The organism is Undibacterium sp. GW821-FHT11B02 (assembly GCF_058808955.1).
In genome coordinates, this window is record NZ_JBXASD010000007.1 from 38561 (window position 1) to 64437 (window position 25877).

The following is a 25877-nucleotide window of genomic DNA, read 5'->3' on the forward strand; positions in this document are numbered from 1 at the left end:
CTGGCGAATTACCGGCCCATCCCTTTTCTTGTCTCCCGGGAAAGGCCGATGAAAAAACATAAATAATCGCGCATTATCTCGCTTTTTTCCGTCAATTTGCAATGCTGTGATCAGACTTGCGCCATCTCTTCTTGTTTGCTCAGCGTTGGCAGGGCAGTAATGCCACGAATAACCGGGTTTTTGCCGGCAATAAACGCCAGCAGCAGGGCACAGGCACCGGCAAAACCCAGTGAATAGCGCAAACCCAGGTGCTCACCCATCCAGCCGCCGATCAGTGCACCGGGGCCAGCGGGTATCAATATCAGCCAGCGCATGGTGCTGGTCATGCGTCCCAACATGGCCTCGGGCGTCACTGCCTGGCGTAATGCCAGAAAGTTAATAAAAATCAACACGCCACCGATGGAAAAACACATCAGCATGAAACCAAACGCAGCTATACCCCAATTATTGGCGGGTGCCAATGCCAGCAAACCCCAGCCCACACCGCAAACTGCTACCCCCAGCACCATGCAGGGGCCAGGGCCAAGACGGCGGCTGATGCGATTACCATAGACGCTGGAAATGATGGTACCTATTCCCATACCCATGTAACTCAGGCCAACGGCCTGTTCGGACAGGCCCAGTTCCCGGGTGGCAAATAAAATCTGCACCACCAGGGCGGCGTTATAACAAAGCTGCCAGCCCCCAACTGTCATTGCCAGAGTGATCAGCAATGGCTTGTTTCTGACAAAAGACAGTCCCGCCTTCAGGTCGCGCCAGAAATGGGCGTCTTCCCGTGGCTGGCGCACTTCGTTTATTTGGATACCGCGCAGGATGACTGCAGATGTCAGCAACAGCAGGGCATCTGCCAGCAGGGCTAGTGGTGCTCCCATCAATTTGATCAACGCCCCCGCTGTTGCCGGACCAGCGACTTCCGCTCCGGATGTGGCCAGGGCATTTTTGGCATGCGCTTCCACCAGACGGTCACGCGGCACGATTTGAGTCAGCACGATTTGTGATGCTGAGCCGGCGGTAGTGTTGACCATGCCTATCATGAATCCGACCACATACAGCCAGGTCATGCCCAGATAACCCAGCCACCAAGCCAGCGGTACACTGGCGACCGCCAGCGATATCGTGATTTCACCGACGATATACACTGGCAACTTGCGCACCCTGTCCAGCAACACGCCTGACGGTAATGACAGCAAGACAAAGGGCAGCACTTCCATGAAGGTCAGCATCCCCATCTGAGAGGGCGTGGCGTGCAAAAGCACTGCCGCTGTCAGTGGCAATGCCAGCATGGTGACTTGTGCGCCGAAAGAACTGATCAATATCGATGTCCACAAACGGCGGTAGATCAGATCACGTAGTAAATCCCGTTTTGGAAGGGAAATTAAGTTAAAAATTTTATTTATCATATTTACAAACACAATGCGCTGTCTGTTTATTGCTGTATGCATGGCGATGGAAATATCACACATACCATCGACAGACTCTGGCTACGATGCCAACGAAGAAGTGCTAAATGCTTTTGGATGACAAAGTTAAAGGCTGGGCAAGATGAGTCAGCGTTTACAATACGGTCATCAGGAATAATGTCAGGGAACTGGAAATTTCCAGAGTTGGAGCTTGATGCAAAAGTCCCGCAGTCGTCTTCAGCTTTTTTGTTGAAGCGACTTGTTAGTAGATTGTATTGATATTGATTAGTTCCCGTCAGAGAAAAAAATGATGTTTGAAAAACCAGTAGTGATGATTGACTTTGAAACTTCGGGCATGACGCCAGAGCAGGGTGGGCGTGTTACCGAAGTGGCTGCCTTGCGCATAGCCGGTGGTGAAATTGTGGATCGTTATGTTTCCCTGATCAATTGCCGCGTGCGTATTCCGTACTTTATTACCGAATTGACAGGTATTACCCAATCCATGGTGGATCATGCCCCACCTGTATCGGAAGTCATGCCGGAATTGCTGGAATTTATCGGTAACGATGCGCTGGCAGCACATAACGCCAGTTTTGACGAGAAATTCTTGTTGGCAGAAAGTGATCGCCTGGGGCTGTGGCCTTCTTATGATGGGCTTATTTGTTCTGTGAAATTGTCACGTCGCATATTTCCGGGGCTGAGTAGTTATTCCCTAGGGCCGCTGGCATCATCGCTGGGGATACGCTTTAAAGGTGCGGCACACAGGGCGGAAGCAGACGCTGAAGTCGCATCTAAACTCATGCTGCGGATTGCTATGGAACTGGGAGATCGCTATGGTTTCAACGGCATAGACCCACGTCTGCTGCAAGATGTGAACAAACTGACCGCGGCGAAAGTGCCCGCCTTTCTGAAAAAGCAAAGTGCCGGACCGCTGGTTGAAATGATCCCCCCGGCACAGGCAGTCAAAAATATCTCCACCAAGGCTGCCACCGTGCAGCGTTACCGCCATTACAAGGGCGGCATCTATGAACTGGTATGCGAAGCGACGCAAGAGTCTGACCTGAGCCCCGTGATCGTTTATCGTTCACATGATGGAAGTGTCTGGACCCGGCCCAAGGCAGTGTTCTTTGAAATGCTGGAAATCAATGGCGTGAAAGTGCAGCGCTTCACGCCCATTGCCGAATAATTCACAGCGCCAGCCTTGCCCCATTACGGTAAGAGCAGGCTTAACTTTCAGGCTTTTGCTGTTTTGCCAGGCCCGTCGGTAATCAGCTTGCGTAATACCGGAATCAGTATGACAAGTACAATGCCGACAACTACACTGCCCCAGCCCAGAACCGAGAAAATGTAGTTGTAGGTAGGGTTGGTCAGAGAGGGCAGGCCTTCCGTCGCTTCTGGTATCAGGCCCGAAAATTTGCTGGACAGGATGGATGCCGTGCCGGTCACCAGCATCCAGGTTCCCATCATGACGCCTTGATACTGGCGTGGTGCCAGCTTTCCTATCATGGCATAGCCTATGGGTGAGATCAGTAATTCAGCGATGCTTTGCAGCAGATAGCTGATGAATATCCATTTGAAGGCAACCAGGCCATTGGCGGCTGCGGTCTTTATACCCAGTGGCAGCACCAGGAATGCAATGCCAATTAATATCAGCGCGGCAGAGAACTGGCGTGGGATATCAATATTCCAGCCACGCGCGCGCAGTTTGTCAAACAGCATGGCCATCAACGGGCCGCCAAACATGATGACGAAGCTATTGATATTCTGTATCCACTGCGGAGCGACTTCATAACCCCAGACCATGCGGTCAATATTATTGACGGCGAACAGCTGCAAGCCCATGGGGGCCATTTGATACAGCGTCCAGAAAACCAGTGAGCCCAGGGTCAGTATGATATAGGCACACATGTTTTTGCGTTCACGCTTATCCTTGTGGATGACAGTCAGTGCTGTCAATATCAAACCTATGATGACGCTGACTATCATGATCAGGTCGCCTGTGCCTTCTGCCTTATGCAACATGAATTCAACCAGGGGTACCAGGCCAGCCATGACCAGCAAACCTACCAGAAAGCGCCAGCGGAATTGGCGTGGGGTTGCATCCAGCAGTGTCGTGTTCAGATCGGACAGGACACGCCAGTTGACCGCTGCCAGCACAATCGCCATAAAATTACCTATAGTGGCAAAAATGAACAGGCTGGAATAGTCTTCCAGCAACTGGTAATAGCCGGCCGCAGTAAAACCGATGAAAAAACCCAGGTTCATCCCGGCATAATTCCACAGAAAGGCACTTTCACGGCGATTGTCTTCTGGTTTGAAACGTTGGGTCAGCATCAGGTTCAGACAGGTAACGTTCAAGCCGCTGCCAGTCAGGAAGAAGGCCAGGCCCCAGTACAGCATGCTGGATGTGCCGGTAGAAATCATGGCGCAACCTATAACCTGCAAGATCATGCCACCAACAAACAGATTGCGATTGCTGATGAACCTGCCCGCCAGATAACCACCAAACAGATGCAGACCATAATTGAATGCACCGAACACGCCCATGATGGCAGTGGCATCCTTGGTACTGAAGTTCAGCTTTTTGGTGGCATACAACACCAAAGTTGAATACAGGACGGCGAAACCCAGGGTGGCGAAAATCTGTATGAAAAACAGGGCGCCGGCACCTTCCGGAATGGCGGCTATTTTTTGTTTGATTGTTGACAAGTGGCCTCCGGGGCATAGGTTTGGCTGGCATTGTAATGCAAAGAATCTCGGCTAAGTCCTCTAAATGTCATACAGATGTCATATGGATGTTGTGACGATTCCGGCGCTGCATGTAAGACAATATTCTGGTATGTTGACGCTTGTGTGCATGGGCACGGCGAGCAGCTCTTTAATTTGAATGTAAAGTAATGGATAGTATTGATTTGGAAGTACTGAAAACCTGTGACGCCTGGATACGTGCCGGCATGGCCTGTGAACTGGTCACTGTCGTCAAGACCTGGGGATCGAGCCCAAGGCCAGAAGGGGCGACGCTGGCGATAGGTAGTAATGGACAGGTGGTTGGTTCGGTGTCGGGCGGTTGCATAGAAGATGACCTGATAGAACGTGTGCAGCGCGAAGGCATCGTGCGAGAATTACCAGAACTGGTCACTTATGGCATTACCGCTGACGAAGCCCATCGTTTTGGCTTGCCCTGTGGCGGTACCATACAATTGTGTATAGAGCCACTGTCTGCGCGAAGCCGTATCAGCGAATTACTGCAGAGACTGGAACAGCATGAACTGTTGTCCCGGCAACTGGATCTGCGTACCGGCGACGTCAGGCTGGAAACAGCTACACCCGCTCAACAGTTGGTGGCGACTGAAAACATGCTGTTGACCGTGCATGGCCCGCGCTGGAGATTGCTGATTATTGGGGCAGGGCAGTTGTCGCGTTTTCTGTCCAGTATTGCGCTGGGGATGGATTACCAGGTGATCGTTTGTGATCCGCGTGAAGAATACACCAATGGCTGGCATGTCGACGGTGTCAAAGTGGTCCACGCCATGCCGGATGACCTGATACTGGAAATGCAGCTCGACAGCCGCAGCGCGGTCGTGGCCCTGACCCATGATCCCAAACTGGATGACCTTGCCCTGATGGAGGCTTTGAAGTCAGAGGCTTTTTATGTCGGTGCCATAGGTTCTCGCGTGAACAATGCCAAACGCAGGGAAAGACTGAAGGAATTTGATTTGACTGATGCCGATCTGGCGAAACTGCATGGCCCCATAGGCTTGTATATAGGCAGCAAGACTCCGGCTGAAATTGCCATTTCCATCCTGGCCGAACTGACGGCGGTGAAAAACAACGTGCTGTTGCCAGCAGAAGTCAATGTCGCCCATGCCAAGGCGGCCCTGGTATGAGAAATTATGCGTTTCGTCTGGTGAATGTTTTTGCTGAAAGCCAGTTTGGTGGCAATCCCCTGTGCGTCTTTGAGCAGGCAGATGGCTTGGCAGATGCCGAGATGCAGGCGCTGGCAAGGCAATTCAATTTGTCGGAAACCAGCTTCATCCTGCCAACAGAACAGGCTGATGCCAGTGCCAGGATGCGTATTTTTACACCGGACATGGAAATGGCCTTTGCCGGCCATCCCAGCCTGGGCACAGCTCATGTTGTCCAGCAGTTGCAAAATGAGTTGCAGTTTGGCCTGGAATGCAAGGCGGGTATCATTCCCATGACGCTGGATCAACAAGGTATCTGGACACTTGTGGCACCACATCACGGTGAGGTGCAGACCCGGCCTTGTGAACTGCCATCAGCACAGGTAGCAGCAATGCTGGGCTTGCAGGAAGCTGATTTGCTGTCCACCCCTGTATGGGTGAATACCGGCAGTGAACAATTGCTGGTGCCACTGAAGTCAGCCGATGCTGTTGCCAAAGCGCAGCCGGACAGTGCGCAATTGGCAAGTTGGCCAGCCAACCGGGCAGGTCGCAGGATGGCCTATGTGTTTGCCTTTGATGAGTCTGTAGATAATGTAGAACCCAGGCGGGTAACAGCGCGTTATGTCTTTGCGCGTTCAGATGGCGGTTTTAGCGAGGACCCTGGCACTGGTTCCGCCTGCGCCAACCTGGGCGGCTGGTGGATGGCGCAGGGACAGGCGGTGCCAGTCAGTATGGTGATTAATCAGGGTGTGCAGATGGGGCGGCCATGCCGCTTATACCTTGAAGTGACAAAAGATCAAGCCATACGGGTAGGTGGCAGAGTCAGGGAAATCGCCCAGGGACAGGTTCAAATCGAATAAACCATCGCCAAACTCACATGTATCGGCAAGAAATCCGCTATAAATCAAGATAAAGCACAGGAAGAGCAGGCGTAAATCCTTTAAAATAGCGACTTCATTCATTTGCACTGAAAAATCCGTGGTGCGACTACATTGCTTCTGTCATTGTGTCGGTGGCCCGGTTCAGAATATTCCCCTATGAGCATGTCTACTACCCAGGAAATCGTTGCCGAATTGCGCGCTGGTCGCATGGTAATACTGGTTGATGAAGAAGATCGTGAAAACGAAGGCGACCTGATTATGGCCGCCGAATTCGTCACCCCTGAAGCCATCAACTTCATGGCCAAGTTTGGTCGCGGCCTGATTTGCCTGACACTGACCGAAGAGCGTTGCGAACAATTAAACCTGGCCATGATGACCAGTCGCAATGGGACTTCTTTTGGCACCAATTTCACCGTATCCATCGAAGCGGCAGAGGGCGTCACCACCGGTATCTCGGCAGCAGACCGCGCTCGTACTGTACAAGTCGCTGTTGATAAAAAATCTACTGCGGCTGATATTGTCCAGCCAGGCCATATTTTCCCGCTCAAGGCGCAAAGGGGCGGAGTGCTGATGCGCGCCGGCCATACCGAGGCAGGTTGTGACCTGACAGAACTGGCTGGCCTGACGCCCGCATCCGTGATTTGCGAAATCATGAAGGATGACGGCACCATGGCCCGTCTGCCTGACCTGATAGAATTCGCCCGTGAACATGACATGAAAATCGGCACCATTGCTGATCTTATCCATTATCGTAGCCAGACAGAAAGCATTGTTGACCGCGTTGCCGAGCGTGAAATGCATACCGTACATGGCAGCTTCAAGGCAATCGTGTATCGTGACAAGCCTAGCGGCTCTGCCCATCTGGCCCTGGTACATGGCGATATCACGCCAGAAAAAGCAGCCCTGGTGCGTGTGCATCAACCTGTTTCCATACTTGATCTGCTGGAAAGCCAGGCCACCACGCATTCATGGAATGTGGCTGCAGCCATGGCAGCCATCCAGAAATCGGATTCGGGTGTTATCGTTTTGCTCAATTGCGAAGAAACTGCCGACCAGATGTTTGACCAGTTCAAGGCGCTTGATACACCTGAAGCCAAACCAGTGAGCCGCGCTGCCCGCATGGATTTGCGCAATTACGGTATCGGTGCACAGATTTTGAAGGATGTGGGTGTCGGCAAGATGAAATTGCTGGCCAATCCACGCAAAATGCCATCCATGACGGGATTTAATCTGGAAGTTGTTGGTTATTTGGACAAGCCTTGCTCAGACAAACCGTGATGAGAACGAAAGGCGGGCGGTTGAGCTGCCGGCCTGATATGCTGTCCTCATCCCCATATCAATTATCAAGCGCAACAGCGCAAGAAAGAACATCATGACAGTTGGACATTACGAAGCAAATCTGGATGGTGCAGGTGTACGTGTTGGTATCGTACAGGCGCGCTTTAATGAAAACGTCGGTAAGGGTTTGCTGGATGCCTGCCTGGCTGAATTGTCATTGCTGGGTGTATTGAACGAAGACATCCTGCATGTGACTGTACCAGGCGCACTGGAAGTGCCACTGGCCCTGCAAAAACTGGCAGAAACCAACCAGTTTGACGCCCTGATCGCCCTGGGTGCTGTCATCCGTGGTGAAACTTATCACTTTGAACTGGTATCGAATGAATCCGGCGCTGGCATTACCCGCGTTGGCCTCGATGCCGGTATCCCGATTGCGAATGCCATCCTGACCACAGAAAATGATGAGCAGGCAGAAGTTCGCATGCAGGAAAAAGGTCGTGATGCCGCCCGTGTTGCCGTAGAGATGGCCAATCTCACTCTGGCACTGGAAGAACTGGCAGAAGCCACAGAAGACGTACACTATGATGCCTGATCGTTTTCGCAACGATCACCCCAGCTTTAAAAAATGTAAGAGAAGATATGAATAATAAATCCCAACATGCCAATCCAAGCAAAACCCGTTCGCCACGTCACCGTGCGCGCGAATTTGCCTTGCAAGGTGTGTATCAATGGTTGTTGAACAATGAAGATTCGGGCGCGATTGAAGCCCATATCCGTGAAGCGCACGGTTTTGACAAGGCTGACAGAGAACATTTTGATTCCCTGTTGCATGGCGCGATCAAACAATCTATCACCTTGCGTGAAGAAATCGCCCCGCTGATCGACCGCAGCATTGCTGAATTGTCGCCGATTGAACATGCCGCTTTGCTGATTGGTGCTTACGAGCTCAAGAATCACATCGAAATCCCTTATCGCGTCGTCATCAATGAAGCGGTTGAACTGACCAAATCATTTGGCGGTCTGGATGGCCATAAATATGTAAATGGCGTGCTGGACAAGGTTGCTGCCAAATTGCGCGCTACCGAGGTGGCTGCTGGCAAATAAGGCCGAAGACCCAATTGAATTGAGTGAATGCCGCCTTATTTTTTTGAAAAATAAGGCGGCTTTTTTATAATAGGGCAAACGCAAAACCGCCCCAGCTGCGTTGCAGCTCCTAGCCGTACCATAGCACTGTCTTCGTCGCTGACACCTTGCTGGGACAATTTTGCGTTTGCCCTATATAACTACTGCACCAACAAGTTTTTTCAGGATACTGCATGCACAATAATCTTGCATCGAGACTCAACAATATTGCCCCTTTTCACGTGATGGAACTCATGAAGATGGCTGCAGCACTGGAAGCCCAGGGCCGACATCTCATCCATATGGGAATAGGAGAACCAGACTTTACCGCGCCGCAGCCCGTCATCGATGCCGCCACCAGGGCCATGGCCGATGGCCGCTTGCAATATACGTCGGCACTGGGTTTGCCAGCACTGCGCCAGGCCATTGCCGACGATTATCTGCGTACCTATGGCATTGAAGTGCCGACCAACCGGATTATTGTGACCGCCGGTGCCTCTGCCGCCTTGTTGTTGGCCTGTGCCGCTCTGGTTGAGCCGGGCAGGGAAGTGCTGATGCCTGACCCCTGTTATCCATGCAACCGACATTTCGTGGCGGCCTTTGAAGGCAAGGCCAAATTAATAGCCAGTGGGGCTGAACATCGCTTCCAGTTGACGGAATCCATCGTACGCCAGCAGTGGGATACACAAAGCAGCGGTGTCTTGCTGGCATCGCCATCCAATCCTACCGGTACCTCGATTGAACATACAGAACTGAAGAAAATCATAGCGACCGTCAAGGAACTGGGTGGCTTTACAATCGTCGATGAAATCTACCAGCGCCTTTCGTATGACGACGCGCCATTTTCTGCGCTGTCGCTGGATGACGATGTGGTGGTCATCAATAGCTTCAGCAAGTATTTCAATATGACAGGTTGGCGGCTTGGCTGGCTGGTGGTACCAGAGAGGATAGTACCGCAACTGGAAAAACTCGCGCAGAACCTGTTCATCTGCCCTTCATCTGTTGCGCAATATGCGGCACTGGCCTGTTTTGAACCTGCCACCATCGCGATCTATGAAGAACGCAAGGCAGAATTCAAGCGCAGGCGTGACTATATCGTCCCCGCCTTGCGTGAATTGGGCTTTGATGTGCCGGTGACCCCTGATGGTGCTTTCTATGTATATGCAGATTGCTCAGCTTTTTCAGATGATGCCGATGCGTTTGCGAGGCAGGCGCTGAATGAGGCCGGCGTGGTGATCGTACCCGGCCTGGATTTTGGCCCGGCAACTGCGCATACCCATGTGCGGATTTCTTATGCCAATTCCCTGAAAAATCTGCAAGAGGCAGTCGCGCGCCTGAAGAAGTTCCTGGTCAGGAAACAGTCTTGATCGGGAGGTAGTCTTGGTTAGGAAGTGCAACAGGGAGGATAGGACAAATAAAAATGCCACCAGCATTTTCATGCTGATGGCATTTCTATACTTGAAGAGGTGTGCTGCAATGAATCCTGTCTGGATTACAGGGTGGCGATCTGGTCCTTTTTGACTTCCACAGGCGCTTTGACTTCAACTGCCTCTGGTTTGCCGACTACTTCAACTGGGCGTGCAACCGGAGCAGGTGCATTGAATATGGTTGGTACGTTCTTGCCAGTAGAAACGTCTTTCAGGCGTTTGTATTCAGTCAAGACGCGCGAGCCATAGCCAGAGTCATTTTCTGCATCGGCAGCACCGACATACATTTTCAGTCCTGCTTCGACAGAGCCTGCACGAGTGACATAGTCTTTCAGGATCAATGCACCAACCTTGATATTGGCAACCGGGTTCAGCGCAGCCTTAACGCCGCCCATTTCCTGAAACTTGTCATGGTGTACCTTGGACATGACCTGCATCAGACCTTGTGCGCCGACCGGGCTTTCCGCAAACGGATTCAGACCGGATTCTATCGCCATAACAGACAGAATCAGCAAAGGATCAAGCTTGATTTCCTTGGCTGTCAGATACGCGGCAGATACCAGCATATTGGTGGCATCATTGGCAATGTGATAGCGTTTTGCCAGCCAATTGGTGACCCATTGCTGTTGACGTTGGTTGCCCAGCATTTTGGAGTCTTCTTCAGACATACCAGCTTGCGTGTAAGGGTTGCTGGCTGCCTGACCCGGCGTATGCATCAAGGCTGCGATATTGGGAGCAGGTACCGGTGCTACCGCTGTCTCTTCCGCTTCTGCTTCGGCGTAAGGGGACAGGTCTTTGAATTTGTCAGTCAGTTCCGGTTTAATAAACATCGTCGCCAATACTGTCATGGCAATAACGCCAGACATCATGAACAATTGACGAACGATAGTCATAAAACCATTTGTAGTGTCACGCGCCACCAAAGACAGCGCCTGGCGCTTGTCTGTTGAAGCGATACTGCTTCTTTGTACTGCTAAAATAAAACGTTGAAACATGTTACCTCCTGAATCTTCGCGATGCATCATTCAACTTATTTAAAAGCCAAACGGATATTGCTTATTTCCGCGAATCAGAAACATCGTCTTTGTCACCAGTGTGTGAACACAAGACGCCGGAGCCGTTTGTCAAATCAGGTCCGTCAGACCTGTCATGGAGTGTCCAGTGACAAACAACTATTTTCGGGTTAAGGCAGACGCCTTTTGAAAACAATCCTTAAAATGTTATATGGGGCCCGATCCCCGTGAATGATGTTACCGTTTGGCGAAACCTTCTTTGTATCGAAAGTGGCGGAAGTCATTAACCTCTTCATCAAGTTGGGCGAATTGTAGGGGCGGTTTTATATCAAGTCAACACTATCAAAATGAATTTTAATTACTTTTATGTCTGATGAAATGTGCTGCGATGCAGCAAAGATCAATAAAATCAAACACTTGGCCGAAAATGCTAGTGTTCCTAGTGTAGAGATACAAAAAAGCGAAAAATGATGAAATATTCTGATTTGAGAGATTTTATTTCTCAATTGCAAGAAAAAAACGAACTTAAACGGGTGGACCTGCCAGTTTCCCCGTATTTGGAGATGACGGAAATTTGCGACCGCACTTTGCGGGCAGAAGGTCCTGCTCTTTTATTCAGCAAACCAAGCGGTCATACCATACCAGTGCTTGGCAATCTGTTCGGTACCACACGCCGTGTCGCACTTGGCATGGGGGCAGAAAGCCTGAGTGAATTACGTCAGATAGGGCATGTGCTGTCTGCCTTGAAAGAGCCGGAACCACCCAAGGGTTTCAAGGAAATACTTGGCCTTGGCTCATTGGTCAAAGCAGTCTGGGACATGTCACCGAAAGAATTACGTGGTGCCAAATGTCAGGAGATCGTTTGGGAAGGCAATGATGTTGATCTTGCGCGTTTACCTATACAGCATTGCTGGCCTGGTGATATCGCACCGCTGATTACCTGGGGTCTGGTGATTACTAAAGGTCCAAATAAGAAACGTCAGAATCTGGGTATATATAGACAGCAGGTCCTTGGTCGCAATAAAGTTATCATGCGCTGGCTTGCCCATCGTGGTGGTGCGCTGGATTTTCGTGAACACGGCATCGTCAATAAAGGCCAGCCTTATCCCATCGCTGTTGCCCTGGGTGCTGACCCGGCCACTATATTAGGTGCGGTGACACCAGTGCCGGATAGTTTGTCTGAATATCAGTTCGCAGGTCTCTTGCGCGGCAGTCGTACCGAGTTGGTCAAAGCCATAGGTAGCGAGTTGCGTGTGCCAGCATCGGCAGAAATCGTACTGGAAGGGCATATCTATCCGGATGCCAATCACCCCAGTGGCTATGAACATGCACTGGAAGGTCCGTATGGCGACCATACTGGCTATTACAATGAGCAAGACTGGTTCCCCGTGTTTACTATAGACCGCATTACCATGCGGCGTGATCCTATTTATCACTCTACGTATACAGGCAAACCACCGGATGAACCAGCGGTGCTTGGTGTGGCATTGAATGAAGTTTTCATTCCCTTGCTGCAAAAGCAGTTCAGCGAGATCACTGATTTCTATTTGCCGCCGGAAGGCTGTAGCTATCGCATGGCCGTGGTACAGATGAAAAAAGCCTATGCCGGCCATGCCAAGCGTGTGATGTTCGGTGTCTGGAGTTTTTTGCGTCAGTTCATGTATACCAAGTTCATCGTGGTGGTAGATGAAGATGTCAATATCCGTGACTGGAAAGAAGTCATCTGGGCGATTACCACCCGTGTTGATCCCTTGCGTGACACCACGCTGGTAGATAATACGCCTATCGACTATCTTGATTTCGCTTCTCCGGTCAGTGGGCTGGGTAGCAAGATGGGTATAGACGCGACCAATAAGTGGCCGGGTGAAACCAGCCGTGAATGGGGTACCACCATACAGATGACGCCAGAAGTGAAGGCGAGGGTGGACCAGATCTGGCAAGAGCTGGGTTTGTGACGTGTTTGTTTTAGATCTGTTTTAGATCTGTTTTAGATGCAGGTTTAGATATCGTATTTTTTATCCTCTATATATGAGTAGTTTAATAATTTGGGATTATCCGCAGCCGTTCACGCGGTCTGTTACACCGCAAGCCAGCGATATCGATGGGCTGAATCACACCAACAATGCCGTGTATGTGCGCTGGTGTGAAGAAGTCGCATGGGGGCATTCAGAAACCCTTGGGCTGAACCTGGCCGATTACCACAGACTGGACCGGGCCATGGCGATACGGCGTGGGGAATATGATTATGTATTGCCAACCCTGCTGGGTGAACCACTGACACTGGCCACCTGGTTGTTTGCCAGCGATGGCAAACTCACCATGGACAGGCGCTTTCAATTGATACGCGATAGTGACGGTGCCACTGTATTAAGGGGGCGCTGGGATCTGGTCTGCATAGAGTTGAGCAGTGGTCGCGCACGCCGCATGCCTGCTGAGTTTTGTGATATTTATCTGCCAGCTGTGGTGCCAGCGACCGCTGCTTCTACATAGATTACGACCTAAAGTGGCTTGCTGAAGGTGTACGCCACTTCTTTGGCATTTTTCATTTCACCCCGTTTCCACCCCTGGGCCGCATAAAAGCGGTCGGCCCGGGTGTTGGGGCTGGTGCCCAGTTTGACTTCGTTGTTACCCAACTCAAACAGGTAATCGACGGCCAGCTTCAGCAAGACTTTACCCATGCCCTTACCTTCATGCTCGGGCGAGATGAACAAGGCCCAGATGCTGCTGTCTTCGTGTGCGGCATATGAGAAGCCCTGGATTTCGCCATCCAGTTCTGCCACCCAGCCGCGCCCCAGCGCATCAAGATAATCCAGGTACATCTGGCGCGTGATAATGTTGGGGTTGGATAGCGTGTTTTCTTTGACGGCAAGGCGTATGCGCATGACGGTGCTGACATCATCGGCCTTGGCTTGTCGGAAATGTAGTCGGGAGGGATTGGTCATCAGGTTTTTGATCTGGTTCTGGGTTTATCTTTGACTGGCAAAACTGATGCCAGCGCGGACCGTTATTGTATCGTCAAGCTAAATACATGCAATCAGTACGTTTGTGGTGTTCTATTACGCGCAGCCATGGCGACTTGCGTTATTCAAGTACAATCTATGCGTACTACAGCAAATTTAACTCTCTAACTCGAATTTTCGCATCCATTATGAAGCGACCCCGTTTTTTACGCGACAACATGACCATGTTGTTGTTTTGTGTTGTGGCTCTGGCCAGCCTTTTCCCCGCCCGTGGAGGCGTTGCAATCGGTTTTGATCATCTGGCCACTGGCATGATTGCCTTGCTGTTTTTCATGCATGGTGCCAAATTGTCACGCGAGGCTGTACTTGCGGGTATTACCCATTGGCGCTTGCATTTGCTGGTCATGGTATTTACTTTTGCTGTTTTTCCGCTGATGGGGCTGAGTCTGAAGCCCTTATTATTACCTTTGCTGACGCCTGAACTTTATGTGGGCATTCTGTTTTTGTGTGTCTTGCCTTCCACTGTGCAATCGTCTATCGCATTTACGTCGGTGGCGCGCGGCAATGTACCGGCTGCGGTCTGCAGTGCCTCGGCCAGCAATATGCTGGGTATTTTCATTACCCCTTTGCTGGTCAGTCTGGTCGTCGTGGCGCATGGCGAAAGTCATTCTTCCATAGATGCCATGCTGAAAATTGTCTACCAGCTATTGCTGCCGTTTGTTGCTGGTCAACTGGTGCGTCCGTGGTTGCAGGCCTGGTTGCAGAAATATGCAGGCATATTGAAAATGGTGGACCAAAGTTCGATATTGCTGGTGGTGTATGTCGCTTTCAGCGAGGCAGTGGTGCAAGGCTTGTGGCAGCAATTACCGCCACTGATGCTGTTAAGCCTGCTGGTTGTCAGCGGACTTATGCTGACAATCATCATGGGCTTGACCATGTTCATCAGCCGCCGTTTTGGGTTCAGCAAGGAAGATGAGATCACGATCGTGTTTTGCGGTTCCAAAAAAAGCCTTGCCAGTGGCGTACCCATGGCCAAAGTTTTATTTGCCAGTCATGCCGTAGGTATGGTCTTATTACCATTGATGCTATTTCACCAGTTACAGTTGATGGTATGTGCCGTGATGGCGCAACGCTACGCAAAAAGATAAGGAGTCAAACATGCCACGTTTTGCTGCCAATCTCAGCATGATGTATACCGAATTACCTTTTACTGAGCGCTTTGCTGCTGCTGCGAAAGATGGTTTCAAGGCAGTTGAATATCTGTTTCCCTATGAATATCCGGTGCAGGACTTGCAAAAACTATTGCAGGACAATGGTTTGACGCAGGTGTTGTTCAATACCTCGCCCGGTAACTGGGCAGCGGGTGAGCGTGGCATGGCATCGATACCGGGGCGTGAAGAAGAGTTCAAACTAGGTTTTGATCAGGCGCTGGACTATGCCCGTGCCCTGGGTAATCGCACTTTACATGTGATGGCTGGCCTGATCCAGCCAGAGCAGGACAGGGCAAAGCATCGCGCCGTGTATTTAAGCAATCTCTCTTATGCCGCCTTGCTGGCTGACCGGGATGGCATCACCATCGTTATTGAACCCATCAATACCCGCGACATCCCCGGTTACTTTTTGAACCGGCAGGATGAAGCACAGGAAATTTGCCAGGAAGTTGGGGTAGAGAATTTGCGTGTGCAGTTTGATATTTACCATTGCCAGATTGTCGAAGGCGATGTCGCCACCAAGCTGCGCCGTGATATGTCACGTAAGCACGCCGGTATTGGTCATGTACAGATAGCCGGTGTGCCGGACAGGCATGAGCCGGATCAGGGTGAAGTCAATTATCCTTACCTGTTTGATTTGCTTGATGAACTGGGCTATCAGGGCTGGATAGGTTGTGAATACCGGCCACGCGCTGGTACGTCGGAAGGTTTGTCCTGGGTAAAGCCCTGGCTGAAGTGAAGAATGATGCCGATATACAAATAAGAAGCTGAAAAGCAGTCTTCATGACTGCTTTTCTGTTGTGCGCCTGGTAAAGCAGAGTACTTATTCTTCGCTGACCTGCAAGATCAGTTTGCCAAAGTTTTTACCTTCAAATAGCATCATCAAGGTATCGGGGAAGGTTTCTATGCCTTTGACGATATCTTCACGCGTCTGGAACTTGCCTTCAGCCATCCATTTACCCATTTCAGCTACTGCTTCGCCATAACGGGCAGCGTAATCAAATACGACGATACCTTCCATGCGGGCGCGGTTGACCAGCAGTGACAGGTAGTTGGCCGGACCTTTGACTGGAGTCGTGTTGTTATACTGGGAGATGGCACCACAGATAATGATGCGTGCCTTCAGATTGATGCGGGTCAGTACGGTATCGAGAATGTCACCACCGACATTGTCAAAGTAGATATCAACGCCATTCGGGCAATGTTCTTTCAAACCATCTTTGACTGAGCCGGACTTGTAATCTATGCAGGCATCAAAGCCCAGTTCATTGATAACGAAATCGCATTTATCTTTGCCACCGGCGATACCAACAACACGGCAACCTTTTTGCTTGGCGACCTGACCCACTGTCTGGCCAACGGCACCGGCTGCACCGGATACCACCACGGTTTCGCCCGCCTTGGGCTGCCCCACGTCCAGCAGGCCGAAATAGGCCGTCATGCCAGGCATGCCCAAGGCATTCATAAATTTGGGCAAGGGAGCCAGTTTAGGGCTCACTTTGTAAAAGCCAGCCGTTTTGTCATCGGCAGCACCTACCCAGTATTGCTGCACACCCGTACCGCCGGAAACATAATCACCAACGGCAAAGTTGGGGGATTTGGAAGCAATCACCTTGCCTATGCCACCAGCACGCATCACTTCATTGATGGCGACTGGGCGGATATAGGATTTGCCCTCATTCATCCAGCCGCGCATGGCCGGGTCCAGCGAGATATAAATGGTTTGTACGACAATTTCACCATTGGTGATGTCGCGCACTGCTTCTGTGGTGAAGTTCCAGTCACTGTGCTTGGGGTTCCCAACTGGGCGAGCGGCGAGGCGGTATTGCTGGTTGCTGAGTGTGCTCATGTTGTCTCCTTGATGTAAGTACTTGTGGCGTCTGAATCAAAATGGGGCTGTCAGAAGAGTGACTATACACTAATTAGTACGATCGTGCTTTTTGTTGTGATTATTTAATTGGAATCGGGTTCTATGAATTATGCGGCTGAACATGCGACAATACACAGTTAATTTTTAAGCTTTACTACTATATCAACGAATTTAATTTGTCACCCTGGCCTGGACGCTATTAACTCCGGGCCACACTACTGAAATCATGAGCATACGACCAGAATATATCTTGACCTTATCCTGTCCCGATCAACGCGGCATTGTGCATAGCGTATCGGGTTTCCTGGCCCATCATGGCTGCAATATTATCGACTCTGCCCAGTTTGGTGATGCGCAGTCGGCCACTTTTTTCATGCGCGTACATTTCGCCGTGGAAGACACAGCCATCAGCGACAGCGCCTTGCGGGAAGATTTTGCCGTGCTAGGTGGTAGCATGCAAATGAACTGGCAACTGCATGACGCACATCACAAGCCGCGCGTGATGTTGATGGTATCCAAAATTGGTCATTGCCTGAATGATTTGCTGTTCCGTTACAAGAGCGGTTTGCTGCCAGTAGAGATCAAGGCCATCGTATCCAACCATACCGATTTTTATCAGTTGGCGGCCAGCTATAACATTCCTTTCCATCACCTGCCGCTGGCAGCTGGCGCACTGGCAGAAGCCAAGCGCGTACAAGAACAAAAAGTGCTGGATATTGTTGCTGCCAATGATATAGAGCTAGTGGTGCTGGCGCGTTATATGCAGATACTGTCGCCTCAATTGTGCGATGCGCTGAAGGGCAAGGCGATCAATATCCATCATTCTTTCCTGCCCAGCTTCAAGGGTGCCAAGCCTTATTACCAGGCACATGAGCGTGGTGTCAAACTGATAGGCGCTACCGCACATTTCGTAACAGGTGACCTGGATGAAGGCCCGATTATTGAACAGGATGTGGAACGTGTTGATCACTCCATGGAACCGGAAACCCTGACCGCTATCGGTCGTGACGTTGAATGCGTGGTGCTGGCGCGTGCCGTTAAATGCTTTGTTGAACATCGTATTTTATTGAATGGCCATAAGACGGTGGTGTTCAAGTAATGGCACTCAAATCCATCATTTACAAGGCTGACCTGAATATCTCGGATATGGACCGCGGCTATTATGCTGACCATAGCCTGACGATCGCCCGCCATCCATCCGAAACCGATGAACGCATGATGATACGTGTGCTGGCTTTTGCCATTCATGCGGCAGAACGCCTGGAATTCGGCAAGGGTATATCTGATACCGAAGAACCCGATATCTGGCTGAAGGATTACACCGATGCCATACAGTTGTGGGTAGAAGTCGGCCAGCCGGACGACAGGCGTTTGCTGAAAGCCTGTGGCCGTTCAGAGCAGGTCGTTGTCTACAGTTTTGCCAGCGCCAGTGATATCTGGTGGAAGGCAATGAACAGCCGTCTTGACCGTGCCAAGAATTTGCGTGTCATGAATGTGCCTTCAGAGCAAAGCCAGGCATTGGAAAAACTCGCCCAGCGCAACATGCAATTGCAATGCACGATACAGGATGGACAAATCTGGATGTCTGCTGGTGAAGCGTCTGTGCAGATTGATCTGGAAACGCTGAAAGACTTTTCTTAAATTCAGGCTGACATTGCATCCGCTGCTTCTGCCCATTGCATGGGTACAGGCAGCGTAGTGCTGCTGAACTCCAGATGCAGAACCCGACGCTGGTTAGCATGGTTGGCCTTGTCCGATGCATGGAATAGCAGTGGCTTCATCAGCAAAACGTCGCCCGCCTGCATGGCGCAGACGTGCACATCTGTTTGCGCGGCATTCTCAACATAGGTGTCTACCTGCTGACCCTTTAGTTTGCCGTAACGATGGCTGCCTGCCATGACTTTCAGGGCGGCGTTGTCGTGGTCGGCAGCGTCAAGCGCTATGCGCAGGGTCAGCATGTTTTCCAATACATCTGCTGGTGGCTCGACATGGTGTACGCCGGTTTTTAGTGTCCATTTTGTGTATCCAGGCACTTCCATTTTCTGATCCACGCAGATAGTCATGTCCTGGTGCCAGGCTACCAGCCAGTTGTGTTCAGCATTTTTGTTGAAGAAGATACTGCGCACAGGTTTTGCATCCGGCATGTCTGCCGCCTGCAACGCCGCGTATATTTTCTGCCAGGGCAGGGCTAGCGCAATGGCCGGGTAGGTTTGCAAGACTAGCCGGACGCCGTAGTCACCGGATATGGGCTGGCAGGCCTGTTCCAGTTCCGACAATTCGGTTTGGTTGAGAAAGCCGGGCAACAGGGCAAAGCCCTGCTTGCCCAAGTTTTCAGCGAGGTCCGGATAACTGTTTGATGTTGTTGACATCAGACTATCAGATCATCCTTGCAAAACCTTTTTCAGCCACGTACTGATATCGTCCACTTCTTCAGGACAGACTGAATGCGGCATCATGTATTCATGCCATTCAAGCTTGTATCCTAATTGCTTCAGCAGATCGCGTGATTCTTCGGCACGTTGTATCTGGATCACAGGATCAGAGCGACCATGGGCCAGGAAGATGGGTGTGTCCTGATTGGCCGCATGGCGTTCGGTGGCAATCAGGTCACGCAAAGGAACATAACCGGAAAGACACAACAGGCCACCCAGCTTTTCAGGATAACGCAAGCCGGTTTGTAAGGTCATTGCACAACCTTGTGAGAAGCCAGCCAGCAGAATGCGTTCAGATGGAATACCACGTGCATTTTCCCGAGCAATCAATTGTTCTATGCGTTTTTGTGATACGCGCAGACCTTTTTCATCTTCACGCCTGGCGATGTCAGTACCCAGGATGTCATACCAGGAACGCATCACATAACCACCATTGATGGTCACTGGCATGGTCGGCGCATTCGGGAATACAAAGCGTATGCCGGGATTGCCGCTCAAATCCAGTTCTCTGACGATGGGCACAAAATCATTGGCATCGGCTCCCAGGCCATGCATCCAGATGACGGCGACCGTCGGGTTGGGGCTGCTTTCGATTTCTACCGTGTCCAGGATGTTTTGTGTCATGATGATTTTCTGAAAGAATTAAAATAAGTGAGCAATTTTACTGCGAGCAGCAAGAGCATGCAGGGTAACCATACGGTCAGCAGCTCTGACTGCAAGACTTGCCAACCACGCGTGGTCAGGAAGCGGTTCACGCCTATCGGCGATACCTTGATGAATTGCCAGGGAAAGAAATAGCGTTCTTCGGTAAGCGGCCAGAAAAATTCTACACCCAGCCCGCCAGTGGTCAGGGCATCCAGCATGCCATGTGACGCAGTAGAAAAGGCGATAAACAGCCAGACCACCACGCGACTGGCTGCCAGGCGCGTATGAAAAATGCAGGCTACAGTTGCCATCAGGACGGCCATCAGCAGAGAATGACTGAAGCCCCTATGTCCAAACGGTGATTCGTAAGCGATGCCCAGCTTGAAGCTGATGACATCCAGATCCGGCAAGATGGCGCATAACATGCCCAGGATGAGCAATTGCCATGAAATACGCTGGCGACCAAGCAACAGGCCGCAAGTCAGCGGAATGATAGGGTGGGTCAGTATCGTTGCCATGGCGACGGATAATCAGTTGTTGCCAGACATCAGGCCGGATTTTTAGGTCGTATGGCGTTCTTTGGACGAAACGCCTTGCAGACCGCATCAGCGGTTTCGATATACGGGCCACCGATCAAATCGATGCAATACGGGACGGCGGCAAAAATACCGGCGACCTGCTGCTTGCCATCGGCATCTTTCAGGCCTTCCAGCGTTTCCTTGATGGATTTTGGCTGGCCCGGCAAGTTCAGTATCAATGCAGCATGTTCAGTCGTTTCACGTATCACCGCAACCTGGCGTGACAAGATCGCGGTCGGTACGAATTGCAGGCTGATCTGACGCATCTGTTCACCAAAGCCTGGCATTTCCTTTGTCGCAACCGCCAATGTAGCTTCGGGCGTGACATCGCGCCTGGACGGGCCGGTACCACCTGTCGTGATGACCAGATGGCATTGTTCTTCGTCAACCAGGGCAATCAGGGCTTGTTCTATCGCTGTTCGCTCGTCAGGGATCAGGCGGGTGACCATTTCCCAGGGGGTGGTCAGTGCCTTGCCAAACCATTCCTGCAAGGCTGGCAAGCCCTGATCCTGATAAATGCCGGCGGAAGCGCGATCTGAAATGGAGACCAGACCGATTTTCAGCCTTTCCTCAATTGCACACCCGGCAGAATTATCTGTCATCGTACTCGTCGTCATCTTCTTCGTTTATATCATCAGCGTCATCCGCCTTGGCACTGGTCTTCGATTTTTGCAGATCTTTCAAAATCTGGAAAATCTCGCGATATGCCTTGGGCGGCTTGTTTTCTGCCTGTTCCTTGCGGGCATTACGTATCAGGGTGCGTAGTTGCTGTACATCCAATTGTGGATTTTCCGCCAGCAATTCGGTCAATACATTGTCGTCAGCCAGCAGTTTTTCGCGCTGGCGCTCAAGTGCATGCATGGCGGCAGTTTCCGATTTGGAAGCGCCTTTCCAGCTGTCTATGGTTTTCTGGATGAGGGCGACTTCTTCTTCATCCAGGGTACGCATTTTCTTGCCCACGTACTGCATTTGACGGCGGCGGCCTTCATGATCCTTGATTTGCTGGCATTCGAGGATGGCATCACGCACATCTTCCGGCATGGGGACACGTTTGACGCGTTCACGCGGTTGTTCGACCAGTTCTTGCCCCAATTTTTGCAGAGCGGTCATTTCGCGCTTTAATTGTGACTTGGATGGACGATCGTATTCTTGCTCGAACTCATTGGATTGGTAGCCACATGAGCCACGATTTGGATTTGGCATAATTCTGCGCCTTTACTATTAACTTAATGAAACGGCTGCTATGATACCCCTTTTAGCTAGGAAATACCCAAAAACACCCACGTCAGGGCAAGCTTTGCGTTGGCAAGGGGGTATGATTGCGATAATTCCATGGCAAATATTTTTGTTTAGCTTCCCACAGAAACTCCATCTATGAGCAAACCAGTTTTTACCCATACCCAAGACCAGTTAAAGCAAATCGCGCAGGATATGTTGCGTTTCGCCCGCGAAAAAGGAGCATCTGACGCTGCAGTAGAGATCAGTGAAGGTGGTGGCCTGTCCATCAGTGTCCGCAAGGGCAAGGTGGAAACCATAGAGCAAAACCGTGACAAGGGTATCGGTATTACTGTGTATATCGGCCAAAGACGCGGCAATGCCAGTACTTCGGACTTTTCTGAGCAGGCCCTGCGTGATTCGGTTGATGCAGCCTACAATATCGCCCGCTTTACTGCAGAAGATGATTGCGCCGGTTTGCCTGAGCCAGAGTTGCTGGAAATGGCACCGAAAGACTTGAAACTGTGCCACCCATGGCTGATCAGTGCCGAAGAAGCCATAGAATTGGCAAAACGCACGGAAGCAGCAGCATTTGCTGTTGATAAACGTATCACGAATAGCGAGGGTGCCAGCGTGCATGCCCAGCAATCGCATTTTGTGGCAGCCAATTCTCGTGGCTTCATGGGTGGTTACCCGATCTCACGTCACACCATTTCTGTTGCACCGATTGCTGGCAAGGGTGCAAAAATGCAAAGGGATGACTGGTATTCATCTCAGCGCAATGCCAAAAAGCTGGCCGACCCTGAATCCATAGGCCGTTATGCGGCTGAACGCGCACTGGCCAGGCTGAATGCACGCAAGCTCGATACCCGCAAATGCCCAGTCTTGTTTGAGGCACCGCTGGCGGCAGGCTTGCTGGGTTCACTGGTACAGGCTACCTCGGGTGGTGCTTTGTATCGCAAATCCACTTTCTTGCTGGATTCTCTAGGCACCCAGATTTTCCCTGATCACATTCAGGTGTTGGAAGATCCACATGTCATCGGTGCAGTTGGTTCTTCACCGTTTGATGACGAAGGCGTGAAAACACAGAAGCGCAATGTCGTCAGCAATGGCGTGTTGCAAGGCTATTTCCTGTCCACCTATTCAGCCCGCAAGCTGGGCATGCAAACCACTGGTAATGCAGGCGGCTCGCATAATCTGTCAATGACATCATCGCTGACCAAGCGCTCGGATAATTTTGTCGGCATGCTGAAAAAGATGGGGCGCGGCTTGCTGGTGACTGAGTTGATGGGGCAGGGCGTGAATTATGTGACAGGCGATTATTCGCGCGGCGCTTCTGGCTACTGGGTGGAAAACGGCGTGATTCAATACGCCGTCGAAGAAATCACGATCGCTGGCAATATGCGCGACATGTTCAAACAGATTGTCGCCATCGGCAGCGATACCCTGATCAGAGGCACCAAGCAGACTGGTTCTATCCTGATCGAAAACATGACGGTTGCCGGTAGCTGATTATCATTGTTTGGCTTGCAGAAAAAAAGACCATCTGATTCAGACGGTCTTTTTTTTGTTGGTGCGTGACTTGTTCATGCCCCCAGATACGCTTCGATGACCTTGGGATTGCTAAGCAGGTTAGCACCCGTGTCACTGAGAACGATGTTGCCATTTTCCAGCACATAGCCATGTTTGGCGATTTTCAGTGCCTGCCTGACGTTTTGTTCTACCAGCAGGATACTGAGACCGGTTTGATTGATTTCCTTCAGGATGCGGAAAATCTCTTGCACCACCAGCGGGGCCAGCCCCATTGAAGGTTCATCCAGCAGCAGCACTTTGGGTTTTGCCATCAGCGCACGGCCTATGGCCAGCATTTGCTGTTCACCACCGGATAAATTGCCAGCCAGACCAGTTGCCCGGTTTTTAAGGACAGGGAAGAGAGTAAAGACCCATTCCATATCCTTGCCGATTTGCGTCTTATCCTTGCGGGTGTAGGCACCCAGCTCAAGATTTTCCCTGACAGTAAGCGTCGTCAGAATGGCGCGGCCCTCGGCGACCTGCACCACACCTTTTTGCACGATATGGTGCGGTGATTGCTGGCTGATGTTTTCATCTTCCAGAAAGATTTGCCCCGATGCTGATTTCAGTAAGCCGGAAATGGCTAGCAGGGTCGTGCTTTTACCTGCACCGTTGGCGCCGACGAGGGCCGTGATTTCGCCAGTATTAATGGCAAGGCTGATGCCTTTGACGGCAGCAATGTGGCCATACATGACATGCAGGTCCTGGACGCGCAAAATTTGGCTCATTCTGCATCCTCCTTGCCCAGGTAAGCTTCAATCACGTCTGGATTGTTGCGCACTTCTTCCGGCGTGCCTTCGGCGATGATTTTGCCAAAGTTAAGTACAGCTATGCGGTCGCATAATTCCATCACAAAGCGCATGTCGTGTTCTATCATGAAAATCGAAAAACCACGGTTACGTATATTGACGATTTCTGCCATCAGTTCAGTCTTTTCAGCCGGGTTCATGCCAGCGACCGGCTCATCCAGCAAGAGCAGCTTGGGCTGGGTGGCCAGGGCGCGGGCAAATTCCAGCTTGCGTTGCTCACCGTATGACAAGTTGTCTGCCAGCATATGGGCTTTATGATCCAGTCTGACCCACGACAGCAATTCATGTGCACGTTCTTTGGCTTTTTTTTCTGCGTCTTTGTAGGCACCCAGATTGAACAGCATGCTGGCTACGCCATAGTCGAGATGATCATGCATGCCTACCACGACGTTTTCCAGCAGACTCATTTCCTTGAAAATACGGATGTTCTGGAAGGTGCGGGCAACACCCAGTTGCGTGATTTTGTGACTGGCGACTGTGGTCAGATCCTGGTTGTTGAAGCGCAATTCGCCACTGCTGGGGCGCAGCAGACCGGTAATCAGATTGACGATGGTGGTTTTTCCAGCACCATTGGGGCCGATCAAGCCATAAATACTGCCTTGTGGCATGGTAAAGCTGACATCCTGCAATACCCGCAAGCCGCCAAAATTTTTACTGACAGAACGTAATTCCAGCATTTAGCTAACCTTTCCGGAGCGTGACGATGTTAACTTCTTGCGAAAGTTTCTGATTCTTGCCGGATCCCAGATACCTTTGGGTAAATACAGGATGACCAGTATCAGTATCAAGCCGTTGGCAGCCAGGCGGAAATCTTTTAAAGAATGCATGAATTCTGGTAACAGAGTCAGGCTGGTGCTGCCTATCAGCGGGCCAATCAGGTTGCTGGTGCCGCCGAACACTGCCATGGTCAGGATGTCCACTGCATTTTCAAATGCGTAATTGCCTGGTCCTATCGTGAAGGTGTAATGTGCATTCAAACCGCCAGCAATACCCGCGATGGATGCGCCCATGACAAATGCCAGCAGCTTGTAACCACTGACATTCACACCCATAAGTCGGGCTGCAATCTCATCTTCCTTGATCGCCTCAAAGGCGCGACCTATCTTTGAGCGCCGCATCCTGGCCAGTACAAACAGGATGACTGCCAGCAAGATCACAATGTGCCACCATTCCGTTTTTTGTGGAATGCCGTTCAAGCCCATGGGGCCGCCGGTGATTTCCATATTCAAGACAATGACACGTACGACTTCACCAAAGCCCAGCGTCGCCATGGCCAGGTAAACACCGGACAGTCGCAACGTCGGTATGCCTATGATCAGCGCGACGACGGCCGGCATGATGGCACCAGCCAGCAAGGCTAGCGGGAATGGCATGCCCGTTTGCATGCTGATCATGGACGCGGTGTAGGCACCGATGCCCATGAATGCCGCATTGGCCAGTGACAGCAAACCGCAAGACAAGGTCAGGTAAATCGAAAGAGCCAGCATGGCATTGATGCCTATGCCAAAAATGACTGTGCTATAAATAGCCCAAAAACTATCCCACCATTCAAGCATAGC

27 protein-coding genes and 1 pseudogene are annotated in these 25877 nt (G+C 51.1%); 15 read left to right on the plus strand and 13 right to left on the minus strand.

Features of this window, described 5'->3' with window-relative positions:
• Positions 1-110 precede the first annotated feature (110 nt).
• Positions 111-1400 (minus strand): MFS transporter, encoded by a 1290-nt coding sequence (locus AC1RVX_RS15920; protein WP_493217587.1) that lies wholly within the window; start codon positions 1398-1400, stop codon positions 111-113.
• Between the two features lie 310 nt (positions 1401-1710).
• On the opposite strand from AC1RVX_RS15920, the pseudogene AC1RVX_RS15925 reads away from it, so the two are divergent.
• A pseudogene (locus tag AC1RVX_RS15925) lies at positions 1711-2322 on the plus strand (3'-5' exonuclease); the annotation flags it as partial.
• 18 nt (positions 2323-2340) lie between these two features.
• Positions 2341-2586 carry a DUF1653 domain-containing protein gene (locus tag AC1RVX_RS15930; protein ID WP_493217942.1) on the plus strand — a complete coding sequence of 82 codons (246 nt, stop codon included), beginning with the start codon at positions 2341-2343 and terminating at the stop codon, positions 2584-2586.
• A gap of 47 nt (positions 2587-2633) precedes the next feature.
• Here the strand turns inward: AC1RVX_RS15930 and AC1RVX_RS15935 are convergent, their stop codons facing one another.
• Positions 2634-4109: a peptide MFS transporter gene (locus AC1RVX_RS15935; protein WP_493217588.1), complete on the minus strand. Its 1476-nt coding sequence runs from the start codon at positions 4107-4109 to the stop codon at positions 2634-2636.
• Positions 4110-4297: 188 nt separating this feature from the next.
• On the opposite strand from AC1RVX_RS15935, the gene AC1RVX_RS15940 reads away from it, so the two are divergent.
• The 6 genes from AC1RVX_RS15940 (at position 4298) to AC1RVX_RS15965 (ending at position 9953) form a co-directional block, all read left to right on the plus strand.
• Positions 4298-5287 (plus strand): XdhC family protein, encoded by a 990-nt coding sequence (locus AC1RVX_RS15940; protein WP_493217589.1) that lies wholly within the window; start codon positions 4298-4300, stop codon positions 5285-5287.
• The gene (locus AC1RVX_RS15945) at positions 5284-6165 is read left to right on the plus strand and encodes a PhzF family phenazine biosynthesis protein (protein ID WP_493217590.1); all 882 of its coding nucleotides are present in this window, start codon (positions 5284-5286) and stop codon (positions 6163-6165) included. The genes AC1RVX_RS15940 and AC1RVX_RS15945 overlap by 4 nt, the downstream gene beginning before the upstream one ends.
• A gap of 177 nt (positions 6166-6342) precedes the next feature.
• Entirely contained in the window at positions 6343-7464 is a 1122-nt protein-coding gene (gene ribBA, locus AC1RVX_RS15950; RefSeq protein WP_493217591.1) for a bifunctional 3,4-dihydroxy-2-butanone-4-phosphate synthase/GTP cyclohydrolase II, read from the plus strand.
• Between the two features lie 94 nt (positions 7465-7558).
• A complete protein-coding gene (gene ribH, locus AC1RVX_RS15955; protein WP_186945612.1) occupies positions 7559-8056 on the plus strand; it encodes a 6,7-dimethyl-8-ribityllumazine synthase in 498 nt (165 codons plus the stop codon).
• A 47-nt stretch (positions 8057-8103) separates the two neighbouring features.
• Positions 8104-8568: a transcription antitermination factor NusB gene (gene nusB / locus AC1RVX_RS15960; protein WP_493217592.1), complete on the plus strand. Its 465-nt coding sequence runs from the start codon at positions 8104-8106 to the stop codon at positions 8566-8568.
• Positions 8569-8780: 212 nt separating this feature from the next.
• A complete protein-coding gene (locus AC1RVX_RS15965) occupies positions 8781-9953 on the plus strand; it encodes a pyridoxal phosphate-dependent aminotransferase (RefSeq protein WP_493217593.1) in 1173 nt (390 codons plus the stop codon).
• A gap of 125 nt (positions 9954-10078) precedes the next feature.
• Here AC1RVX_RS15965 and AC1RVX_RS15970 read toward each other — a convergent pair whose 3' ends face one another.
• Positions 10079-11008 carry a transglycosylase SLT domain-containing protein gene (locus AC1RVX_RS15970; RefSeq protein WP_493217594.1) on the minus strand — a complete coding sequence of 310 codons (930 nt, stop codon included), beginning with the start codon at positions 11006-11008 and terminating at the stop codon, positions 10079-10081.
• Between the two features lie 488 nt (positions 11009-11496).
• Here AC1RVX_RS15970 and ubiD point away from each other — a divergent pair, with 488 nt between their 5' ends.
• Positions 11497-12981: a 4-hydroxy-3-polyprenylbenzoate decarboxylase gene (gene ubiD, locus AC1RVX_RS15975; RefSeq protein WP_493217943.1), complete on the plus strand. Its 1485-nt coding sequence runs from the start codon at positions 11497-11499 to the stop codon at positions 12979-12981.
• A 73-nt stretch (positions 12982-13054) separates the two neighbouring features.
• Positions 13055-13516 carry an acyl-CoA thioesterase gene (locus tag AC1RVX_RS15980; protein WP_493217595.1) on the plus strand — a complete coding sequence of 154 codons (462 nt, stop codon included), beginning with the start codon at positions 13055-13057 and terminating at the stop codon, positions 13514-13516.
• Positions 13517-13524: 8 nt separating this feature from the next.
• Here AC1RVX_RS15980 and AC1RVX_RS15985 read toward each other — a convergent pair whose 3' ends face one another.
• Positions 13525-13968, minus strand: coding sequence for a GNAT family N-acetyltransferase (locus AC1RVX_RS15985; RefSeq protein WP_493217596.1), 444 nt, complete (start codon positions 13966-13968; stop codon positions 13525-13527).
• 206 nt (positions 13969-14174) lie between these two features.
• On the opposite strand from AC1RVX_RS15985, the gene AC1RVX_RS15990 reads away from it, so the two are divergent.
• On the plus strand, positions 14175-15134 hold the full coding sequence (locus tag AC1RVX_RS15990) for a bile acid:sodium symporter family protein (protein ID WP_493217597.1): 960 nt from the start codon (positions 14175-14177) through the stop codon (positions 15132-15134).
• A 10-nt stretch (positions 15135-15144) separates the two neighbouring features.
• Positions 15145-15936: a 2-oxo-tetronate isomerase gene (gene otnI / locus AC1RVX_RS15995; RefSeq protein ID WP_493217598.1), complete on the plus strand. Its 792-nt coding sequence runs from the start codon at positions 15145-15147 to the stop codon at positions 15934-15936.
• 84 nt (positions 15937-16020) lie between these two features.
• Here otnI and AC1RVX_RS16000 read toward each other — a convergent pair whose 3' ends face one another.
• Positions 16021-17046 carry an NADP-dependent oxidoreductase gene (locus tag AC1RVX_RS16000; RefSeq protein ID WP_493217599.1) on the minus strand — a complete coding sequence of 342 codons (1026 nt, stop codon included), beginning with the start codon at positions 17044-17046 and terminating at the stop codon, positions 16021-16023.
• A 247-nt stretch (positions 17047-17293) separates the two neighbouring features.
• On the opposite strand from AC1RVX_RS16000, the gene purU reads away from it, so the two are divergent.
• Together purU and AC1RVX_RS16010 are read left to right on the plus strand one after the other, a co-directional pair.
• A complete protein-coding gene (gene purU, locus AC1RVX_RS16005) occupies positions 17294-18166 on the plus strand; it encodes a formyltetrahydrofolate deformylase (protein WP_493217600.1) in 873 nt (290 codons plus the stop codon).
• A complete protein-coding gene (locus AC1RVX_RS16010; RefSeq protein ID WP_493217601.1) occupies positions 18166-18708 on the plus strand; it encodes a YaeQ family protein in 543 nt (180 codons plus the stop codon). Before purU ends, AC1RVX_RS16010 begins: the two co-directional genes overlap by 1 nt.
• Before the next feature lie 2 nt (positions 18709-18710).
• Here the strand turns inward: AC1RVX_RS16010 and AC1RVX_RS16015 are convergent, their stop codons facing one another.
• The 5 genes from AC1RVX_RS16015 to yjgA are packed head-to-tail and all read right to left on the minus strand — an operon-like array spanning position 18711 to position 21925.
• Complete coding sequence (locus tag AC1RVX_RS16015; RefSeq protein WP_493217602.1) at positions 18711-19436, minus strand: phytanoyl-CoA dioxygenase family protein; 726 nt, start codon at positions 19434-19436, stop codon at positions 18711-18713.
• A 12-nt stretch (positions 19437-19448) separates the two neighbouring features.
• Positions 19449-20123 (minus strand): alpha/beta hydrolase, encoded by a 675-nt coding sequence (locus tag AC1RVX_RS16020; protein ID WP_493217603.1) that lies wholly within the window; start codon positions 20121-20123, stop codon positions 19449-19451.
• Entirely contained in the window at positions 20120-20662 is a 543-nt protein-coding gene (locus AC1RVX_RS16025) for a metal-dependent hydrolase (protein WP_493217604.1), read from the minus strand. Before AC1RVX_RS16025 ends, AC1RVX_RS16020 begins: the two co-directional genes overlap by 4 nt.
• A gap of 29 nt (positions 20663-20691) precedes the next feature.
• Positions 20692-21324 carry a molybdopterin adenylyltransferase gene (mog, locus tag AC1RVX_RS16030; RefSeq protein ID WP_493217605.1) on the minus strand — a complete coding sequence of 211 codons (633 nt, stop codon included), beginning with the start codon at positions 21322-21324 and terminating at the stop codon, positions 20692-20694.
• A complete protein-coding gene (gene yjgA, locus AC1RVX_RS16035) occupies positions 21314-21925 on the minus strand; it encodes a ribosome biogenesis factor YjgA (RefSeq protein ID WP_493217606.1) in 612 nt (203 codons plus the stop codon). Before yjgA ends, mog begins: the two co-directional genes overlap by 11 nt.
• A gap of 171 nt (positions 21926-22096) precedes the next feature.
• Here yjgA and pmbA point away from each other — a divergent pair, with 171 nt between their 5' ends.
• The gene (gene pmbA, locus AC1RVX_RS16040; RefSeq protein WP_493217607.1) at positions 22097-23449 is read left to right on the plus strand and encodes a metalloprotease PmbA; all 1353 of its coding nucleotides are present in this window, start codon (positions 22097-22099) and stop codon (positions 23447-23449) included.
• 74 nt (positions 23450-23523) lie between these two features.
• Here pmbA and AC1RVX_RS16045 read toward each other — a convergent pair whose 3' ends face one another.
• Genes AC1RVX_RS16045 through AC1RVX_RS16055 form a run of 3 tightly spaced genes read right to left on the minus strand, consistent with a single transcriptional unit; the run spans position 23524 to position 25874 of the window.
• Positions 23524-24237 carry an ABC transporter ATP-binding protein gene (locus AC1RVX_RS16045; RefSeq protein ID WP_493217608.1) on the minus strand — a complete coding sequence of 238 codons (714 nt, stop codon included), beginning with the start codon at positions 24235-24237 and terminating at the stop codon, positions 23524-23526.
• The gene (locus tag AC1RVX_RS16050) at positions 24234-24995 is read right to left on the minus strand and encodes an ABC transporter ATP-binding protein (protein ID WP_493217609.1); all 762 of its coding nucleotides are present in this window, start codon (positions 24993-24995) and stop codon (positions 24234-24236) included. Before AC1RVX_RS16050 ends, AC1RVX_RS16045 begins: the two co-directional genes overlap by 4 nt.
• Entirely contained in the window at positions 24996-25874 is an 879-nt protein-coding gene (locus AC1RVX_RS16055) for a branched-chain amino acid ABC transporter permease (protein WP_493217610.1), read from the minus strand.
• Between the last annotated feature and the right edge of the window lie 3 nt (positions 25875-25877).

Coding starts and splice junctions, on each gene's coding strand:
- AC1RVX_RS16010 (WP_493217601.1), top strand. CDS start 18,166: ATGGCACTCAAATCCATCATTTACAAGGCTGACCTGAATATCTCGGAT.
- AC1RVX_RS15920 (WP_493217587.1), bottom strand. CDS start 1,400: ATGATAAATAAAATTTTTAACTTAATTTCCCTTCCAAAACGGGATTTA.
- AC1RVX_RS16025 (WP_493217604.1), bottom strand. CDS start 20,662: ATGGCAACGATACTGACCCACCCTATCATTCCGCTGACTTGCGGCCTG.
- AC1RVX_RS15985 (WP_493217596.1), bottom strand. CDS start 13,968: ATGACCAATCCCTCCCGACTACATTTCCGACAAGCCAAGGCCGATGAT.
- purU (WP_493217600.1), top strand. CDS start 17,294: ATGAGCATACGACCAGAATATATCTTGACCTTATCCTGTCCCGATCAA.
- yjgA (WP_493217606.1), bottom strand. CDS start 21,925: ATGCCAAATCCAAATCGTGGCTCATGTGGCTACCAATCCAATGAGTTC.
- AC1RVX_RS15980 (WP_493217595.1), top strand. CDS start 13,055: ATGAGTAGTTTAATAATTTGGGATTATCCGCAGCCGTTCACGCGGTCT.
- AC1RVX_RS16055 (WP_493217610.1), bottom strand. CDS start 25,874: ATGCTTGAATGGTGGGATAGTTTTTGGGCTATTTATAGCACAGTCATT.
- AC1RVX_RS15930 (WP_493217942.1), top strand. CDS start 2,341: ATGATCCCCCCGGCACAGGCAGTCAAAAATATCTCCACCAAGGCTGCC.
- AC1RVX_RS16020 (WP_493217603.1), bottom strand. CDS start 20,123: ATGACACAAAACATCCTGGACACGGTAGAAATCGAAAGCAGCCCCAAC.
- mog (WP_493217605.1), bottom strand. CDS start 21,324: ATGACAGATAATTCTGCCGGGTGTGCAATTGAGGAAAGGCTGAAAATC.
- AC1RVX_RS16050 (WP_493217609.1), bottom strand. CDS start 24,995: ATGCTGGAATTACGTTCTGTCAGTAAAAATTTTGGCGGCTTGCGGGTA.
- AC1RVX_RS15990 (WP_493217597.1), top strand. CDS start 14,175: ATGAAGCGACCCCGTTTTTTACGCGACAACATGACCATGTTGTTGTTT.
- ubiD (WP_493217943.1), top strand. CDS start 11,497: ATGAAATATTCTGATTTGAGAGATTTTATTTCTCAATTGCAAGAAAAA.
- AC1RVX_RS15965 (WP_493217593.1), top strand. CDS start 8,781: ATGCACAATAATCTTGCATCGAGACTCAACAATATTGCCCCTTTTCAC.
- AC1RVX_RS15945 (WP_493217590.1), top strand. CDS start 5,284: ATGAGAAATTATGCGTTTCGTCTGGTGAATGTTTTTGCTGAAAGCCAG.
- nusB (WP_493217592.1), top strand. CDS start 8,104: ATGAATAATAAATCCCAACATGCCAATCCAAGCAAAACCCGTTCGCCA.
- AC1RVX_RS16000 (WP_493217599.1), bottom strand. CDS start 17,046: ATGAGCACACTCAGCAACCAGCAATACCGCCTCGCCGCTCGCCCAGTT.
- AC1RVX_RS16045 (WP_493217608.1), bottom strand. CDS start 24,237: ATGAGCCAAATTTTGCGCGTCCAGGACCTGCATGTCATGTATGGCCAC.
- otnI (WP_493217598.1), top strand. CDS start 15,145: ATGCCACGTTTTGCTGCCAATCTCAGCATGATGTATACCGAATTACCT.
- ribH (WP_186945612.1), top strand. CDS start 7,559: ATGACAGTTGGACATTACGAAGCAAATCTGGATGGTGCAGGTGTACGT.
- AC1RVX_RS15940 (WP_493217589.1), top strand. CDS start 4,298: ATGGATAGTATTGATTTGGAAGTACTGAAAACCTGTGACGCCTGGATA.
- AC1RVX_RS16015 (WP_493217602.1), bottom strand. CDS start 19,436: ATGTCAACAACATCAAACAGTTATCCGGACCTCGCTGAAAACTTGGGC.
- ribBA (WP_493217591.1), top strand. CDS start 6,343: ATGAGCATGTCTACTACCCAGGAAATCGTTGCCGAATTGCGCGCTGGT.
- pmbA (WP_493217607.1), top strand. CDS start 22,097: ATGAGCAAACCAGTTTTTACCCATACCCAAGACCAGTTAAAGCAAATC.
- AC1RVX_RS15970 (WP_493217594.1), bottom strand. CDS start 11,008: ATGTTTCAACGTTTTATTTTAGCAGTACAAAGAAGCAGTATCGCTTCA.